This window comes from Serratia sp. CY40230 (assembly GCF_052168835.1).
Taxonomy (GTDB): Bacteria; Pseudomonadota; Gammaproteobacteria; order Enterobacterales; family Enterobacteriaceae; genus Serratia; species Serratia nematodiphila.
In genome coordinates this window covers 399,142-416,392 of record NZ_JBJNLX010000001.1, presented here as the reverse complement: position 1 = coordinate 416,392, position 17,251 = coordinate 399,142, and the positions used below count along the sequence as shown (strand labels likewise).

Annotated in this window: 19 protein-coding genes; 12 read left to right on the top strand and 7 right to left on the bottom strand. The window is 59.6% G+C overall.

Annotated elements, in window-relative coordinates; translation table 11 throughout:
- Positions 1-45: 45 nt before the first annotated feature.
- The 3 genes from cutC to ACJ8IJ_RS01915 all read left to right on the top strand — a co-directional run bounded on the left by cutC (position 46) and on the right by ACJ8IJ_RS01915 (position 3,609).
- Positions 46-804 (top strand): copper homeostasis protein CutC, encoded by a 759-nt coding sequence (cutC, locus tag ACJ8IJ_RS01925; protein WP_004932400.1) that lies wholly within the window; start codon positions 46-48, stop codon positions 802-804.
- A 430-nt stretch (positions 805-1,234) separates the two neighbouring features.
- On the top strand, positions 1,235-1,639 hold the full coding sequence (locus tag ACJ8IJ_RS01920) for a hypothetical protein (RefSeq protein WP_015378136.1): 405 nt from the start codon (positions 1,235-1,237) through the stop codon (positions 1,637-1,639).
- Between the two features lie 32 nt (positions 1,640-1,671).
- Complete coding sequence (locus tag ACJ8IJ_RS01915; protein WP_442524989.1) at positions 1,672-3,609, top strand: FKBP-type peptidyl-prolyl cis-trans isomerase N-terminal domain-containing protein; 1,938 nt, start codon at positions 1,672-1,674, stop codon at positions 3,607-3,609.
- A gap of 36 nt (positions 3,610-3,645) precedes the next feature.
- Here ACJ8IJ_RS01915 and cmoB read toward each other — a convergent pair whose 3' ends face one another.
- The 5 genes from cmoB to ACJ8IJ_RS01890 all read right to left on the bottom strand — a co-directional run bounded on the left by cmoB (position 3,646) and on the right by ACJ8IJ_RS01890 (position 7,399).
- Positions 3,646-4,617, bottom strand: a complete 972-nt coding sequence (gene cmoB, locus ACJ8IJ_RS01910) for a tRNA 5-methoxyuridine(34)/uridine 5-oxyacetic acid(34) synthase CmoB (RefSeq protein ID WP_004932392.1) — start codon at positions 4,615-4,617, stop codon at positions 3,646-3,648.
- On the bottom strand, positions 4,614-5,357 hold the full coding sequence (cmoA, locus tag ACJ8IJ_RS01905; RefSeq protein ID WP_019452812.1) for a carboxy-S-adenosyl-L-methionine synthase CmoA: 744 nt from the start codon (positions 5,355-5,357) through the stop codon (positions 4,614-4,616). Before cmoA ends, cmoB begins: the two co-directional genes overlap by 4 nt.
- Positions 5,358-5,459: 102 nt before the next feature.
- Positions 5,460-5,855, bottom strand: coding sequence for an MAPEG family protein (locus ACJ8IJ_RS01900; protein ID WP_004932387.1), 396 nt, complete (start codon positions 5,853-5,855; stop codon positions 5,460-5,462).
- A gap of 102 nt (positions 5,856-5,957) precedes the next feature.
- Entirely contained in the window at positions 5,958-6,773 is an 816-nt protein-coding gene (locus tag ACJ8IJ_RS01895) for a DUF72 domain-containing protein (RefSeq protein ID WP_442518392.1), read from the bottom strand.
- 47 nt (positions 6,774-6,820) lie between these two features.
- The gene (locus ACJ8IJ_RS01890; protein WP_275094852.1) at positions 6,821-7,399 is read right to left on the bottom strand and encodes a hydrolase; all 579 of its coding nucleotides are present in this window, start codon (positions 7,397-7,399) and stop codon (positions 6,821-6,823) included.
- A gap of 215 nt (positions 7,400-7,614) precedes the next feature.
- Here ACJ8IJ_RS01890 and ACJ8IJ_RS01885 point away from each other — a divergent pair, with 215 nt between their 5' ends.
- The 7 genes from ACJ8IJ_RS01885 to ruvB all read left to right on the top strand — a co-directional run bounded on the left by ACJ8IJ_RS01885 (position 7,615) and on the right by ruvB (position 13,244).
- Entirely contained in the window at positions 7,615-7,845 is a 231-nt protein-coding gene (locus ACJ8IJ_RS01885) for an FmdB family zinc ribbon protein (protein ID WP_320204121.1), read from the top strand.
- 74 nt (positions 7,846-7,919) lie between these two features.
- The gene (aspS, locus tag ACJ8IJ_RS01880; protein WP_280631523.1) at positions 7,920-9,704 is read left to right on the top strand and encodes an aspartate--tRNA ligase; all 1,785 of its coding nucleotides are present in this window, start codon (positions 7,920-7,922) and stop codon (positions 9,702-9,704) included.
- A complete protein-coding gene (gene nudB, locus ACJ8IJ_RS01875) occupies positions 9,704-10,150 on the top strand; it encodes a dihydroneopterin triphosphate diphosphatase (protein ID WP_004932373.1) in 447 nt (148 codons plus the stop codon). Before aspS ends, nudB begins: the two co-directional genes overlap by 1 nt.
- 20 nt (positions 10,151-10,170) lie before the next feature.
- Positions 10,171-10,914 (top strand): YebC/PmpR family DNA-binding transcriptional regulator, encoded by a 744-nt coding sequence (locus ACJ8IJ_RS01870; protein ID WP_004932370.1) that lies wholly within the window; start codon positions 10,171-10,173, stop codon positions 10,912-10,914.
- 57 nt (positions 10,915-10,971) lie between these two features.
- Entirely contained in the window at positions 10,972-11,493 is a 522-nt protein-coding gene (gene ruvC / locus ACJ8IJ_RS01865; RefSeq protein WP_004932367.1) for a crossover junction endodeoxyribonuclease RuvC, read from the top strand.
- A 112-nt stretch (positions 11,494-11,605) separates the two neighbouring features.
- Entirely contained in the window at positions 11,606-12,220 is a 615-nt protein-coding gene (gene ruvA / locus ACJ8IJ_RS01860) for a Holliday junction branch migration protein RuvA (protein ID WP_004932365.1), read from the top strand.
- 19 nt (positions 12,221-12,239) lie between these two features.
- Positions 12,240-13,244, top strand: a complete 1,005-nt coding sequence (gene ruvB / locus ACJ8IJ_RS01855; protein ID WP_004932364.1) for a Holliday junction branch migration DNA helicase RuvB — start codon at positions 12,240-12,242, stop codon at positions 13,242-13,244.
- Positions 13,245-13,305: 61 nt separating this feature from the next.
- Here ruvB and znuB read toward each other — a convergent pair whose 3' ends face one another.
- Positions 13,306-14,091 carry a zinc ABC transporter permease subunit ZnuB gene (gene znuB / locus ACJ8IJ_RS01850; protein WP_154871181.1) on the bottom strand — a complete coding sequence of 262 codons (786 nt, stop codon included), beginning with the start codon at positions 14,089-14,091 and terminating at the stop codon, positions 13,306-13,308.
- Complete coding sequence (znuC, locus tag ACJ8IJ_RS01845; RefSeq protein WP_004932357.1) at positions 14,088-14,846, bottom strand: zinc ABC transporter ATP-binding protein ZnuC; 759 nt, start codon at positions 14,844-14,846, stop codon at positions 14,088-14,090. The genes znuB and znuC overlap by 4 nt, the downstream gene beginning before the upstream one ends.
- Positions 14,847-14,924: 78 nt before the next feature.
- Here znuC and znuA point away from each other — a divergent pair, with 78 nt between their 5' ends.
- Both znuA and mepM read left to right on the top strand, forming a co-directional pair.
- On the top strand, positions 14,925-15,869 hold the full coding sequence (gene znuA / locus ACJ8IJ_RS01840; protein WP_041922343.1) for a zinc ABC transporter substrate-binding protein ZnuA: 945 nt from the start codon (positions 14,925-14,927) through the stop codon (positions 15,867-15,869).
- A gap of 21 nt (positions 15,870-15,890) precedes the next feature.
- Positions 15,891-17,213, top strand: a complete 1,323-nt coding sequence (gene mepM / locus ACJ8IJ_RS01835; RefSeq protein WP_442518210.1) for a murein DD-endopeptidase MepM — start codon at positions 15,891-15,893, stop codon at positions 17,211-17,213.
- Positions 17,214-17,251: the final 38 nt, after the last annotated feature.

The following is a 17,251-nucleotide window of genomic DNA, read 5'->3' as shown; positions in this document are numbered from 1 at the left end:
AATGAACAATTGCCGCCGTATGTTGGCCGTTATCTGGGGGTGACAATGATAAAACTGGAAGTTTGTTGCTTTAGCGTCGACTGTGCGCTGACGGCCGAACGGGCGGGCGCCGATCGCATCGAGTTGTGCGCCAGCCAGAGCGAAGGGGGATTGACGCCGAGCTATGGCACGCTGCGTCTGGCGCGTGAGCGGGTTTCGATCCCGGTGCATCCGATCGTTCGCCCACGCGGTGGCGATTTCTGCTACGGCGCGGTGGATTTCGAAGTGATCAAACAAGATATCCGCCAAATTCGCGAGATGGGGTTCCCCGGCGTGGTGGTTGGCATGCTGGACGACGAAGGGCACATCGATCTGCCGCGCATGCGCGAAGTGATGAGGCTGTGCGAGGGCATGGCGGTGACGTTCCATCGCGCGTTCGACATGTGCCAGAATCCAATGGTGGCGCTGGAGCAACTGACCGAGCTGGGGGTGGCGCGCATTCTGACCTCCGGCCAGCAGCAGAGCGCCGAACTTGGCCTGCCGTTGCTGCGCGATTTGCGCCAGGCCAGCCAGGGTCCGGTGATCATGGCGGGTGCCGGCGTGCGCCTCAGCAATCTGCACAAGTTTGTCGATATCGGCCTGCATGAACTGCACAGCTCTTCCGGCCATCTGGTGCCGTCGACCATGCGTTATCGCAAGGCGGGCGTTACCATGTGCTCCGATAACGAGTTTGACGAATTTAGCCATTATTGCGTGGATGGCGAAATGGTGGAGGCGATGAAAAACGCGCTGGCCTTGGTTGATCCTCTGGCGCAAAGCGCATAAGCACGCAGTTAGCCGCGTTTGACAACCGGTTTCCGGGCCGTAAGACCCCTTTGCGTGTCACTGAGCCCTCGGCGATCACGCAAGTACCAGGCCCCGGCGTTTTGCCGGGGCTTTTTTTAGGTTTTGTAAAGACCATTCGCCCGTTTCAACGCGGTATCTCGGTCGACCAACCCCCCATCTCTTCTTGCGATTGTCATGTCCTGCTGATAAGTTTGTGAGTTAAAATCCTTTAAATATCATAATATTAAATGATTTTTTGATATATATTGATGCAGTAAATGATTGGCGCCATGCCTCTCAATGCTGCGTCTGCATTTTCATGTCCGAACACAGCTTGGCTGATGGCCGGAACATCACAGCATCAATGAGGAGAGCCGTCAGCTCGACTGCAGAGCGCGTTGGCGGCGGACTTAACAAGGAGATAATGATAATGACCCGAACGGCACACTGTTGGACCGCGGCGCTTTTACTGACGTTGGCCCTGACCGGCTGCCAGACCGCCAAGCGGCCCGTTTCTACATTGAGTAAGCCGCCCAGCGCAGAAGAAGTTGCGGAGCAAGATAAGCGGCAGCGTGAGGCCGAGCGCATGCAACAGTGCCAGCGCGAACTGGATGCCATGCGCGGCATGGATAATGAGAAATATCAGAAATTCAAACGCGAGTTCGATACCTTGATGAGCGGCGCCGCGCAGTATGCCGGGGTACGCCAGCGGGTCAATACGGGCACGCAGGAAACCGTCGACGCGCTGTATCGTTATCGCACCAGCCGCCTCTGCGCAGACATCAGTTCTGCCATGATGACCGGCCTGGCTGAGCGCGGAGAACGTGCCCAATGACCCCTCGTGCAAGAAAGGCATTACTGAGCCTGATGATACCGCTGGCGTTTGCGCCGGCGGTGGCCGCGGCGGATGACGATGTGCCGGCGTTATTGCAGTTTGCCGAGCGTTATCAGCGGCAGGACGCACCGGCGGCTGATACCGTGGTTACCCCATCTCAGGAAACCCAAAAGCCGGCGTCCCGGCCGGTTCAGATTCGTGAAACGGCTGCGCAGAGAAAGCAACTGACGCAGTTGCAAAAGGCGCTGCGTGAGAAAGAGACTCGATTGGAACAACAGCAAGCCGCTATTCAATCACTGCAGCAGGAGCTGACCGCGCTGCGCGTTGCGTCATCCCTGACGGCTGCCGATAAACCGGCACCTGCTCCCGATCTGAGCGCCTTGAGCGACTTCGCCAGTGGCGTGCGACAGGCGCTGAACCTGACGCCGCAGGAGCGCAAGGCTCAGGCGCAGATCGCCGAAGCGCAAGCCGCGTTAGCGCGGCAAAAGCAACAAACCGCGGAGCGAGATCGGCGCATTGCCTTGCTGGAACAACGGCTGGCGGCCTTGCCTAAACCGGCGGAAAACGTTCGGCAGCAGGTTTGGGAGGAGAAGCTGGCGGCGGCGCAAACCGCCAACGATAAAGCGCGTCAGCGTTATGAGCAGGACAAAAAAGCGGCCGCCGCTGAGCTGGAGCGACAGAAGGCCGAAGCCGCCAAGTTGACAGGGGAACTGCAGCGGCAGCTGGCACAACTGCAGAAAGAACAGGGTGTCCAACGTCAGCTGGAGGGGCAACAAGAGAAAAGCCTGAAGACGGCGCTGGCGCAGCAACAGGCCGAAGCCGACAAGTTGACGGGGGAACTGCAGCGGCAGCTGGCACAACTGCAGAAAGAACAGAGTGTCCAACGTCATCAGGCCGAACAACAGGAGAAAAACCTGAAGATGGCGCTGGAGCAGCAAAAGACCGAGACCGCCAAAGCGACGGGGGAACTTCAGCAGCAACTGGCAGCGCTGCAAAAAGAGCGTGATGGCCAACGCCAGCAGGCCGGGCAGCAAGAGAACAGCCTGAAGGCGGCGCTGGCAAAGCAGGCGATAGAAGCCGCCAAAGCGACGGAGGAACTGCAGCGGCAGTTGGCGCAACTGCAGGAAAAAAACAAAACGCAAACCGAGCAGGCCAAAACGCTGGAACAACGTCTGGCGGCGGTGACGGCGGAAAGCGCGCAGGCAGCGCAGAAGAGGGATGAAGCGACGCAACGGGCGGATAAAACGGCGGCGGAGCTGGCTGCCGCCCATCAGGCTCAGCAAGCTTTGCAAGACGAACTGAGCGGGCTGAGATCGCGGGCCAAATGGTTGCCGGAGGTGAAAACGCTGAAGAAAAAGCCGGAACAACAGAGCTATGCTGCCGGCGTCGCCCTGGGGCGCGACATTCAAACGATGCTGGCGGAGCGTAAAAATTGGGGCATCACACCCGATAAAACTGTGTTGCTGGCCGGCGTAATTGATACCTTCAACGGCCATTACCAGTTGAGCGATGCGCAGCTGGCCAGCGCATTGGCGGAGTCGGAAAAAGCGGTAAACGACGCCAGAAGCCAGGCGGCGAAGAGGCAAACCAGCAAAGGCGAAGCGTTCGTTGCCGAGTTCAAAAAGAAGAAGGGCACGCAGAAATCGCCTTCCGGCTTCTGGTATCGCATCGATTATAGGGGTGATGAAACCATTGCGGAAAACGCGCGGGTAGACATCGTGGTGAAAGAGAGCTTGACCGACGGCAGCGTGATCCAGGATATGGATCGCAGTGGAAAGGTGATGTCACAGCCGCTCTCCGCCTATCCACCGCTGTTCCGCGAGGCGATCGGCCATCTGAAAAATCACGGCTCGCTGACGATGGTGGTGCCGCCGGCGTTGGCGTACGGTGAAACGGGCTATGCGCCGCAGATCCCGCCGAACGCGACGATGGTGTATGAGCTGCGGATTGTCGATGCCGGCAACGGGTAAGTTGAGGCCGGCGCAGGCCGGCCCGATTAGCAAGCGCTAGGGCTTTTTGGCGGTCAACACGGCGCGCAGCGGCGCAGGATAGCCCTCAACCGTTTTGCTGCGGTCGTTCGGGTCGAGGAATTCAGCCAGCGACTCGCTGGTCATCCAGTCTGTACGGCGCTGTTCTTCGAGGCTGGTGACGCACATATCGGCGATTTTCACGTCAACGAAGCCGCATTTCTCCAGCCAGCATTTCAGCGCTTCGGCGGAAGGGATGAAATACACGTTGCGCATCTGCGCATAACGGTCGCCCGGCACCAGCACTTGGTGGCGATCGCCTTCCACCACCAGCGTTTCCAGTACCAGTTCGCCTTCAGCTACCAGCTGATTTTTCAACTGATACAGATGATCGAGCGGCGAGCGGCGATGATACAGGACGCCCATCGAGAACACGGTGTCGAACGCCGCCAGTTCCGGCAATTGCTCGATGCCGAGCGGCAGCAGATGGGCGCGCTGATCGCCGCCCAACAGCTTGCGCACCGCTTCGAACTGGCACAGGAACAGCTGCATCGGATCGATGCCTACGGCGAGGTGTGCGCCGGCGCCGATCATGCGCCACAGGTGATAACCGCTGCCGCAGCCGACGTCGAGAATGGTGCGTCCGGCCAACGGGGAGATGTGCGGCAGCACGCGATCCCACTTCCAGTCGGAATGCCATTCGGTATCGATATCGATGCCATACAGCGAGAACGGCCCTTTACGCCACGGCATCAGGGTGCGCAGCATTTTCTCGACGCCTTCACGCTGGCCCGGCGACAGGCCAGGCTCCATCTCAGCGCGCACGCCGTGCAGCAGATCGAGACGGGTGGGGGTCAGCGTCGGCAAATGCTCCACCGAGTTGAACCACTGCTTGAATTTGCCGTGCAGCGATTCGCGTTGCCAGGCGCTCAGCTGCGCGGGCAGCGTATCCAGCCAGTGGCTGAGGGGGCTCTTGGCAATGCGCTGATAGAAATCACCGAATTCGATCATTGCGCATCCCCCGCTTTCAGGGCGATCAGCGAACCGAAGTTGAAGCACTGGAACCACACTTCAGCATGCTCGAATCCGGCCTGTTGCAGACGCGCCTTGTGCGCCTCCACCGAATCGGTCAGCATCACGTTTTCCAGCATGCTGCGTTTTTGGCTGATCTCCAGCTCGCTGTATCCGTTGGCGCGTTTGAAATCGTGGTGCATGTTGAACAGCAGCTCGCCGACTTCGGCATCTTCAAAGCTGAACTTCTCCGACAGCACCAGCGCGCCGCCCGGGCGCAGGCCGCGATAGATTTTCTCCAGCAGACGCAGGCGGTCGGCCGGCTCGAGGAATTGCAGCGTAAAGTTCAGCACCACCATCGAGGCGTTCTCGATATCGATATCGCGAATGTCGGCTTCGATAACCTCGACCGGCGTCTCGGCACGGAAGGCGTCGATATGGCGGCGACAGCGTTCCACCATCGCCGGCGAGTTGTCGACGGCGACGATATGGCAGCCGGGCACCTTGATATTCCGCCGCATTGACAGCGTCGCCGCGCCCAGCGAGCAGCCCAGGTCATACACCCGGCTGTCGGGTTGCACAAAACGTTCGGCCAGCATGCCGATCATCGAGATGATGTTGGAATAGCCGGGAACGGAGCGTTGGATCATGTCGGGGAACACTTCGGCGACGCGTTCGTCGAAGGTCCAGTCGCCCAGTTTGGCGATGGGGGCGGAGAAAAGAGTATCGCGGTTTGGCATAGCGGCAAATCAGTTCAGAATTCGAAGCTGCGTAGTCTAACAGAAAAGCGCAAAAAAGCGGAGCGGAAGCAGGCGGCGCGGCCGCCTGATGATAAAACGGGATCAGTGCAGGCTGAAAATCAGATCCCAAGGCAGATAGAAGATATTTGCCAGAACCATCAACAACAAAGAGATATAGGTCGCGGCCATGCCTGAACGGCGCCAGCGAACCTCGCGGTTGCGTAAACCGTAGTAATGCACCAGCCGCCCGGCCATCAGCATCAGGCCGCAGAGGTGAATCATCCAGATTTCCGCGCCGTTCATTTCCATGATCACCAGCAATACGGCAGCGATAGGAATGTATTCAACGGCGTTGCCATGCACGCGTATGGCGGTCTGCAATTCGTAGAAACCGCCGTCGCCGTAGGCTACGCGGTACTGCATCCTTAACCTGACTACGTCATAAGAGAGTTTGATCAACAACAATGCGCCGAGCACCACATAAAGCGCGCTTACCATTTTTAACTCCGTTCCCTAACCAAAACTGGCAGCCAGCATCATAGCCGTCATTGTATTCACTGTCGCGGGGAAATATTTGATGTTATTGGTCAGATTAATAGGTCAAAACAGTGCATCTTGTTCTGGCCAGTCTGGCGGTGCAGGCAAATCAGGGATCGCCAGGCGCAACTGCTGCCAAATTTTTTGCGCCTGCTGGGGCGAATCGCCGTTGTCCGGCGTATGAATAAACAGATAGGGCTGATGCTGTTGCTGCCACAGCGGCAGTTTTTGTTGCCAGGCTTCGAACCAGCGCAGGTTATCGGCCAGTTGGTCACCGCCGATAAAGCGCACCAACGGTTGGTCGGCGGTGACCAGCGCGTGTACCGGCAGCTTCGGTTTTTTCTGCTGGGCATCGCGCACGGCGGCGGTATTGGGGGCGGCGTGATGCACCGGGCGGCTGTCGAGGATCACCCGATTGATGCCGCGCTGGTGTAACCCCTGATTCAACGCACGCTCTTCTTCGCCCTTGGCGAAAAACGCCGGATGGCGCACTTCTACGCCGTAAGTGAATTCCTGCGGCAGGCTTTCGAAGAACTGCCACATGCGCGGCAGCTCATCGGGACCGAAGGCGGCGGGCAGCTGCAGCCACAACTGGCCGATGCGCTGATGCACCGGGCTCAGGCAGTGGTAAAACGCCTGTAGCTCGGCGGCGCAGTTGCGCAGGGCGGCCTTGTGGCTGATGTCTGACGGGAATTTGAAGCAGAAGCGAAAATCGTCGCCGGTCATGTCGCGCCAGCGCTGCACGATTTCCAGTTTCGGCAGCGCGTAGAAGGTGGTGTTGCCTTCCACGCAGTTGAAGTAGCGGCTGTAATCCGCCAAATCACGCAGCCCGATACGGTTCCAGGATGAATGTTGCCACTGCGGCAGTCCGATGTAGATCACGGCGTCGTCTTCCTTTACTGAGATCATCAGCCTACAACTTAACGTTACCGCTCGAGTGCGGCAAGAATTTCGCCGGTGTCGCGCACCCGTGCCAGACGCGGGAAAATGTGCTCGAACGCGAAGCGGTGCATTTCCGCATTCTGCGCACTGCAGACGTCTTCGGCGATCACCAGTTCATAGCCGTGCTCCCAGGCGGCGCGGGCGGTGGACTCCACGCCGATATTGGTGGAAATGCCGCCCAGCACCACGGACTTGATGCCGCGGCGGCGCAGCTGCAAATCCAGGTCGGTGCCGTAGAAGGCGCCCCATTGGCGCTTGGTGACCAGAATGTCGCTGTCATTGACCGCCAGCGGCGCGGGGAATTCCCACCAGCTGGCCGGCAAGCCGCCGGCGGGCGCGGGAGCCGGCTTGTCCACCGGTTGTTTCAGCGCTTCGGCGAAGGAGTCTGACCAACCGACGCGCACCAACAGCACCGGCGCGCCCAGCAGACGAAAACGGGCGGCCAGCAGGGCGGCGTTCGCCACCACCTGGCCGGCGCTGTGCGGGCCGCCGGCGTAAGGCAGAATGCCGTTTTGCAAATCGATCAGCACCAGAGCGGTGGTTTGGGCGTCAAGTTTCAACATGGATTTCATCTCGTTGCGAAGTGGATAAAAACTGTTCGGCGCGCCGGGCGAACAACATACGGCGCAAAACCGGGGGAGAATCAGGCTACGTGAAAAAACTGTCGCAGGTTAATGGGAAATTTGTTAATCGATGTGTTGATTCGGACAAAAACGCGCCATTTAGTGCAGTAACAATGCTGTGTTCGCACTTATCGGGCGGATGAATTTCCTTTATAATGACTCCCTTTTTTCAACACTCTTTAATCCAACGACCTATGCCGATTTATGAATATGCATGTGGTGCTTGCAACCATCGGTTAGAGAAATTGCAAAAATTTTCCGATGCGCCGCTGGCAGACTGCCCGGCGTGTGGGCAGCCCGCGTTGACCAAGTTGATCTCATCCTCCGGCTTCCAGCTTAAGGGCACCGGCTGGTATGCGACGGATTTTAAACCGGGCAACAAGTAGAATTTATCAGATAACAGCCGCGCGACAGGGGCGCAGTAGCCCGGCGCGGCATCGGCTGTGTAAAAGGATAGCGTATGCGTACTGAATATTGCGGGCAGTTGAATCTGTCCCACGTGGGCCAGGAAGTCACTCTGTGTGGTTGGGTCAATCGTCGTCGCGATCTGGGCGGCCTGATCTTTATTGATATGCGCGACCGTGAAGGCATCGTGCAGGTGTTCTTCGACCCGGACGAGAAAGTGGCGTTCGACAAGGCCTATGACCTGCGCAATGAATTCTGCATCCAGATCGTCGGCACCGTGCGTGCGCGTCCGGACAGCCAGATCAATAAAGATATGGCCACCGGCGAAGTGGAAGTGTTCGCCCACGCGCTCGAGATCATCAACCGCTCCGAGCCGCTGCCGCTGGACTCCAACCAGGTCAACAGCGAAGAAGCGCGCCTGAAATACCGTTACCTCGATCTGCGTCGCCCGGAAATGGCCGAGCGTCTGAAGACTCGCGCCAAAATCACCAGCTTCGTACGCCGCTTTATGGACAGCCACGGTTTCCTCGACATCGAAACGCCGATGCTGACCAAAGCGACGCCGGAAGGCGCCCGCGATTACCTGGTGCCGAGCCGCGTGCACAAGGGCAAATTCTACGCGCTGCCGCAGTCTCCGCAGCTGTTTAAACAGCTGCTGATGATGTCCGGCTTCGATCGTTACTACCAGATCGTCAAATGCTTCCGCGACGAAGACCTGCGTGCGGACCGTCAGCCTGAATTCACCCAGATCGACGTCGAAACCTCTTTCATGACCGCCGAGCAGGTGCGTGAAGTGATGGAGAAGCTGGCGCGCGAACTGTGGCTGGACGTGAAGGGCGTGGATCTGGGCGATTTCCCGGTCATGACCTTCGCCGAAGCGATGCGTCGCTTTGGTTCCGATAAGCCGGATCTGCGTAACCCGCTGGAGCTGGTGGACGTGGCAGACCTGGTCAAGGACGTCGAGTTCAAAGTGTTCTCCGGCCCGGCCAACGACGCCAAAGGCCGCGTGGCGGCGATCCGCGTACCGGGCGGCGCACAGCTGACCCGCAAGCAGATCGACGAGTACGGCGCTTTCGTCAACATCTACGGCGCCAAAGGCCTGGCCTGGCTGAAGGTCAACGACCGCGCCGCCGGCATGGAAGGCGTGCAGAGCCCGATCGCCAAATTCCTCAGCGCGGAAGTGCTGGAAGCCGTCCTGGCGCGCACCGACGCGCAGACCGGCGACATCCTGTTCTTCGGCGCAGACAGTTTCAAGATTGTCACCGATGCGATGGGCGCGCTGCGCCTGAAGCTGGGTCGCGATCTGGGGCTGACCCAACTCGACAGCTGGGCGCCGCTGTGGGTGGTCGACTTCCCGATGTTCGAAGAGGACGAAGAGGGCGGCCTGGCGGCGATGCACCACCCGTTCACCTCGCCGCGCGATATGAGCCCGGAAGAGCTGGCCGCCGCGCCGGTCAACGCCATCGCCAACGCCTATGACATGGTGATCAACGGTTACGAAGTGGGCGGCGGTTCGGTGCGTATTCACCGCAGCGAAATGCAGCAGACGGTATTCAACATTCTGGGCATTGACGAACACGAACAGCGCGAGAAGTTCGGCTTCCTGCTGGACGCGCTGAAGTACGGCACGCCGCCGCACGCCGGCCTGGCCTTCGGCCTGGACCGTTTGGTGATGCTGCTGACCGGCACCGACAACATCCGCGACGTGATCGCCTTCCCGAAAACCACCGCGGCGGCCTGTCTGATGACCGACGCACCGAGCTTCGCCAACCCGGCGGCGCTGCAGGAGCTGGCGATCAGCGTGGTAAAGAAAGCCGGTGCGGAACAAGAGAGCGAGTGATGAGTTACAAGCGCCCTGAATCTATCCTGGTAGTGATTTACGCGAAATCCAGTGGTCGGGTGCTGATGTTACAGCGGCGCGACGATACCGAGTTCTGGCAGTCGGTCACCGGCAGCCTGGAACAGGATGAGTCGCCGCCGCATGCCGCGCGGCGTGAGGTCATGGAAGAAGTGGGCATCGATATCGAAGCAGAGCACCTGCCGTTGTTCGATTGCCAGCGCTGCGTGGAGTTTGAACTCTTTGTCCATTTGCGACATCGCTATGCGCCGGGAACCACGCGCAATAAAGAGCACTGGTTCTGTCTGGCGTTGCCCGAGGAGCGCGATCCGGTGATTACCGAGCATCACGCTTACCAATGGCTTGAGGCGGCCGAGGCCGTGAAGTTGACCAAGTCGTGGAGCAATCAGCAGGCGATTGAAGAGTTCGTGATCAATTCAGTCCAGTAGTTTTTTTCGGAGATTTTTTTATGGCAGGTCATAGTAAGTGGGCCAACACAAAGCACCGTAAAGCGGCGCAGGACGCCAAGCGCGGTAAAATTTTCACCAAGATTATTCGTGAGCTGGTCACGGCCGCCAAGCTGGGCGGCGGCGATCCGGATTCCAACCCGCGTCTGCGCGCGGCGATGGACAAGGCGCTGTCGAACAACATGACGCGCGACACCATGAACCGTGCAATCGCGCGCGGCGTGGGCGGTGATGATGACACCAACATGGAAACCATCATCTATGAAGGCTACGGCCCTGGCGGCACCGCCGTCATGATCGAATGCCTGAGCGACAATCGCAACCGCACCGTGGCGGAAGTGCGTCACGCCTTCACCAAATGCGGCGGCAACCTCGGCACCGACGGTTCCGTTGCCTACCTGTTCACCAAGAAGGGCGTGATCACTTACGCACCGGGCCTGGATGAAGACAGCGTAATGGAAGCGGCGCTGGAAGCCGGCGCGGAAGACATCGTGACCTATGACGATGGCGCCATCGACGTGTTCACCGCCTGGGAAAGCCTTGGCGCGGTGAAAGACGCACTGACCGCGGCGGGCTTCGAAGCCGAAGCGGCGGAAGTGTCGATGATCCCATCGACCAAGGCCGACATGGACGCGGAAACCGCGCCTAAGCTGTTGCGCCTGATCGATATGCTGGAAGACTGCGACGACGTGCAGGAAGTTTACCATAACGGTGAAATCTCTGACGAAGTAGCGGCGACGCTGTAATTCGGTAAAACGGGCGCCGCCGTTCGGCGGCGCCGTGCATGCAAGGTGGATGTAGATATGGCGATCATACTCGGTATCGATCCCGGCTCGCGCGTCACCGGCTATGGCCTTATCCGCCAGCAGGGGCGCCAGTTGAGCTATATCGCCAGCGGCTGCATCCGCACGGTGGTGGACGACATGCCGACGCGGCTGAAGCTGATTTACGCCGGCGTCAGCGAGATCATCACCCAGTTTCAGCCCGATTTCTTCGCCATCGAACAGGTGTTTATGGCCAAGAACCCGGATTCGGCGCTCAAGCTCGGCCAGGCGCGCGGCGTCGCGATCGTGGCGGCGGTGAATCAGAACCTGGAAGTGTTCGAGTATGCGGCGCGGCAGGTCAAACAAACCGTGGTCGGCACCGGCGCGGCCGAAAAGGCGCAGGTACAGCACATGGTGCGCTCGCTGCTCAAACTCTCGGCAAACCCGCAGGCGGATGCCGCGGATGCTCTGGCCATCGCCATCACCCACTGCCACCTCAGCCAGAACGTGCTGCGAATGAGCGAAGGGCGGCTGAACCTGGCGCGCGGGCGTTTGCGCTGACGCGAAACGATGATTGCTCAGGCTGGATATTCATCCAGCCTTTTTTATGTTATAAGCTTTACCAGCAACGGCATGGCAGGGCGCCATGCCCGGTAATTCTGCAGGAGGGTAAATGATAGGTCGTCTCAGAGGAAATATTCTGGAAAAGCAGCCGCCGCTGGTGTTACTGGAGGCGAACGGCGTGGGTTATGAAGTGCACATGCCGATGACCTGCTTTTACGAGCTGCCGGAACTGGGGCAAGAGGCCATCGTGTTTACCCACTTCGTGGTGCGTGAAGATGCGCAGCTGCTGTACGGTTTCAACGACAAGCAGGAGCGCGCGCTGTTCCGTGAGCTGATTAAGGTCAACGGCGTCGGGCCGAAACTGGCGCTCGCCATCCTGTCGGGCATGTCCGCGCAGCAGTTCGTCAGCGCGGTGGAGCGCGAAGAGATCACCGCACTGGTCAAGCTGCCGGGCGTGGGCAAAAAAACCGCCGAGCGCCTGGTGGTCGAGATGAAAGACCGCTTCAAAGGGCTGAACGGCGATCTGTTCAACAACAGCAGCGAGATCAGCCTGCCGGCCGCCGCCGACAAAACGCCGGAAGCGGACGCAGAAGCCGAAGCCGTCTCGGCGCTGGTGGCGCTGGGCTATAAGCCGCAGGAAGCCAGCCGCATGGTCAGCAAGATTGCCAAGCCGGGCGCCGACTGCGAAACCCTGATCCGCGACGCGCTGCGCGCCGCCCTGTAAGGCCGAAAAGGGGTAGATAATGATTGAAGCCGATCGCCTGATTTCCGCCGAACCGATCAACGAAGAGGAGATCCTCGATCGCGCCATTCGTCCCAAGCTGCTGACCGAATACGTCGGCCAGCCGCACGTGCGCGAGCAGATGGAGATCTTCATTCAGGCGGCCAAGCAGCGCGGCGACGCGCTCGACCATTTATTGATCTTCGGCCCGCCGGGGCTGGGGAAAACCACCCTGGCCAACATCGTGGCCAACGAAATGGGCGTAAATTTGCGCACCACTTCCGGCCCGGTGCTGGAGAAGGCGGGCGATTTGGCGGCGATGCTGACCAACCTCGAACCGCACGACGTCTTGTTCATCGACGAAATTCACCGTTTGTCACCGGTGGTGGAAGAAGTATTGTATCCGGCGATGGAAGACTACCAGCTGGATATCATGATCGGCGAAGGGCCGGCGGCGCGTTCGATTAAGCTCGATCTGCCGCCGTTTACCTTGGTGGGCGCCACCACCCGCGCCGGTTCGCTGACCTCGCCGCTGCGCGATCGCTTCGGCATTGTCCAGCGGCTGGAGTTTTATCAGGTGGCGGATCTGCAGCACATCGTCTCGCGCAGCGCCGGGTGCCTGGGGCTGGAGCTGTCCGACGAGGGTGCCCATGAAGTGGCCCGCCGCGCGCGCGGCACGCCGCGTATCGCCAACCGCCTGTTGCGCCGGGTGCGCGATTTCGCTGAAGTGCGCGCCAACGGCGTGATCAGCGGTTCGGTGGCGGCGCAGGCGCTTGATATGCTCAACGTCGATGCCGAAGGCTTCGACTATATGGATCGCAAACTGCTGTTGGCGATTATCGACAAGTTTACCGGTGGCCCGGTCGGGTTGGATAACCTGGCGGCGGCGATCGGTGAAGAGCGCGAAACCATCGAAGACGTGATTGAACCGTTTCTGATCCAGCAGGGCTTTATCCAGCGCACGCCGCGCGGCCGTCTGGCGACGCAGCACGCCTACCGGCACTTTGGTCTCGAACGCGAAGAGTAAATTTTTAATCCGCCAATAAGAAAGGGCCGCAGATGCGGCCCTTGTCATATCCCGGCTTTAATCAAGCCTGTTGTTTTTTGAACAGGCTCAGCGTGAACAGCACGGCAGCGCAGAGCACCACCGAAGGGCCGGCCGGCGTATCGTAAAATGCCGAGAAGGCCAGGCCGCCGGTAACCGCCACCATGCCGAGCAGTACCGCGATACCCGCCATCTGCTCCGGTGTGCGCGCGAAGCGGCGAGCGGTCGCCGCCGGAATGATCAGCAGCGAGGTGATGATCAGTGCGCCGACGAATTTCATCGCCAGGCCGATGGTCAACGCGGTGACCAGCATCAGCACGGTACGCGCCCGCGCCAAATTGACGCCGTCGACGTGCGCCAGCTCCGGGCTGATGGTCATCGACAGCAGATCGCGCCATTGCCACCACAGCACCAACAGCACCACGGCGACGCCGCCGGCGATCATCACGATGTCGCTCAGCGTGACCGACAGCAGATCGCCGAACAGGTAGGCCATCAGATCGACCCGCACGTTGGACATCAACGCCACCACCACCAGACCCAGCGACAGGGCGCTGTGGGCCAGAATGCCGAGCAGGGTATCTACCGAAAGCTGCGGGCGGCGTTCCAGCCACACCAGGGCCAGGGCCAGCAGCAGCGTAATGGCGATCACCGCATAGAAAGGATTGATGTCCAGCAGCAGACCAAAGGCGACGCCGAGCAGCGAGGCGTGCGCCAGGGTGTCGCCGAAGTAGGACATGCGGCGCCAAACCACAAAGGAGCCCAGCGGCCCGGCGGCGCTAGCCAGCAACACCCCGGCCAGCCAGCCGGGAAGTAACAATTCGATCATGCTTCGCGGCTCCCGGTTTTCTTCAAGACAATTCTTCCCTGCAGGTCGTGGCGGTGGTTGTGATGGTGGCGATACACCGCCAGCTGCTCTGCGCCGCGGTTGCCGAACATGGCGATAAATTCGGGATGCATCGAGACCACCTCCGGCGCGCCGGAGCAGCAGATGTGCTGATTGAGGCACAACACCTCGTCGGTTTTCGCCATCACCAGATGCAGATCGTGCGAGACCATCAGCACGGCGCAGCCCAGCTCTTTACGCAGCTGATCGATCAAATCGTACAGCGCCAGTTGACCGTTGACGTCCACCCCTTGCGTGGGTTCGTCCAGCACCAGCAACTGCGGTTTATTCAGCAGCGCTCGCGCCAGCAGTACGCGCTGGTTTTCACCGCCGGAGAGCTTCTGCATCGGCTGGTCGAGCAGGTGGGCGGCGTGCACGCGCTTGAGCGCCGGCAGAATGTCGGCTTTCTTTACGCCGGGCTTGAGACGCATAAAGCGGCTGACGGTCAGCGGCAGGGTGGCGTCGAGGTGGAGTTTTTGCGGCACGTAGCCGATGCGCAGGTCGGGCTCCCGCTCCAGCGTGCCGGCGGTTGGTTTGACCAATCCCAGCACCACGCGTACCAGTGTGGATTTGCCCGCGCCGTTCGGGCCAAGCAGCGTGAGAATACGGCCGGGCTGCAGGCTGAGGGAAATGTTCGACAGCACCTTGCGGCTGCCGAAGGCGACGGAGATATTTTTTAGCGTTATCAGTGTAGACATCTCGAGATTACAGGTTGCAGAACGAAGCGGATGTTATAATATCACGCCTTGTTGATGAAAACGATGGGATTACTGATGATGGCAAAGAAAAATAAATGGCTGCAGCGCACGCTGCTGGCCAGCGCACTGTTGATGGCCGGCCCGCTGAGCAGCGCTTCCGCTGCGGTGGTGACCTCGATTCGCCCCTTAGGCTTTATCGCTGCGGCCATCGCCGACGGCGTGACGCCGACCGAGGTGTTGCTGCCGGACGGCGCTTCGCCGCACGATTTTGCGTTGCGTCCTTCCGATATCCAACGCTTGCGTTCCGCTGACCTGGTGTTGTGGGTCGGGCCGGACATGGAAGCGTTCCTGACCAAGGCGCTGGTGCCGATCTCGGCGACCCGAAAGCTGGCTATCAGCGAACTGCCGGCGGTGAAGCCGCTGCTGATGAAAGGCGAAGAGGACGACGATCATGAACATGCAGGCGAAGCGCATAACCATGCCGATGACGATCACGGGCATCATCACGGCGAGTACAATATGCACGTTTGGCTGTCGCCGGAGATAGCAAAAGTGACCGCGATCGCGATTCACGACAGATTGTTGGAACTTATGCCGCAAAATAAGGACAAATTAGACGCAAACCTGCGCCAGTTCGAGAATCTGCTGACGCAAACTGACAAAAATGTTGGTAACATGCTTACGCCTGTGCAAGGTAAGGGTTATTTTGTTTTTCATGATGCTTACGGCTACTTTGAAAAACACTACGGTTTGAGTCCGCTGGGCCATTTCACCGTCAATCCCGAAATTCAGCCTGGAGCACAGCGCCTACACCAAATTCGAACACAGTTGGTTGAGCAGAAAGCGGTATGCGTTTTTGCTGAGCCACAATTCAGGCCGGCCGTAATCAATGCCGTCGCCAAGGGTACCAAAGTGCGTTCCGGAACGCTGGACCCGCTGGGCACCGGCATCGCGCTGGAGAAGGACAGCTACGGGAAATTCCTGACTCAGCTGTCAAACCAGTACGTGAGCTGCCTGAAGTAAAGCTTATGAGGATAATATCGAGTGCAGCAGATAGTCCGAACTATCGCTCTGGCGTATAACAACCTGCCACGGCCCCACCGCGTCATGCTGGGGTCGCTGACAGTCGTCACATTGGCCGTCGCTGTTTGGCGGCCTTTTGTTTACCACCCAGAACACAACCCCATCGCCAAGAGCGTCGAGTTAGAATCCAGCCAGATGCGGTCATTGCTCCCTGAAGCCAGTGAACCGATAGATGTCGACCAACCCACCCCCGATGACGAAATCCCGCAGGATGAGCTGGACCAGAAGGATGCCGGCGATGATGGCGTGCATGAATATGTGGTTTCCACCGGTGACACCCTTGGCAGCATTCTGACGCAGTACGGCATCGATATGTCGGATGTCACCTTGCTGGCTTCGCAAAACCGCGATCTGCGTAACCTGAAGATCGGCCAACAGCTGTCGTGGACCGTGAACGACGCAGGCGATTTGCAGCAGTTGACCTGGGAGGTTTCCCGCCGCGAAACTCGCACCTATGATCGCGTCGGCAACAGCTTCAAGGAGTCAAAAGAGGCGCAGCAGGGCGAATGGCGCAACAACGTGATCAGCGGCCGGGTCAACGGCAGCTTCGTCAGCAGCGCCGGCGACGCCGGGCTGAGCCGTAACGAAATCAACTCGGTGATCAAGGCGTTGCAGTGGCAGCTCGATTTCCGCAAGCTGCGCAAAGGCGATCAGTTCTCCGTGCTGATGTCGCGTGAGCATTTCGACGGTAAGAGATCGCAAAGCCAGCTGTTGGGCGTGCGTTTGCGCACCGGCGGCAAGGATTACTATGCGATCCGCGCCGAAGACGGCAAATTCTACGATCGCCAGGGCTCTGGCCTGGCGCGCGGCTTCATGCGTTTCCCGACCATGAAACAGTTCCGCATCTCCTCCAACTTCAACCCGCGCCGCGTGAACCCGGTGACCGGCCGCGTGGCGCCGCACAAGGGCGTTGATTTCGCCATGCCGGTCGGCACGCCTGTGCTGGCGGTCGGTGACGGTGAGGTGGTGATCGCCAAACGCAGCGGCGCAGCGGGTAACTATGTGGCGATCCGCCACGGTCGTCAGTACACCACGCGCTATATGCACCTGAAAAAACTGCTGGTGAAACCAGGCCAGAAGGTGAAACGCGGCGATCGCATTGCGCTCTCCGGCAACACCGGCCGTTCCACCGGGCCGCATCTGCACTTTGAACTGTGGACCGGCCAACAGGCGGTGAACCCGCTGACGGCCAAACTGCCGCGTTCCGAAGGGCTGGGCGGCAAAGACCGCAGCGATTATCTGGCGCAGGTGAAGGAAGTGGTTCCTCAGCTGCAGTTGGATTAACGCCCCCTTTTTCCGGCGCTTCGGCGCCGTTAATTTCA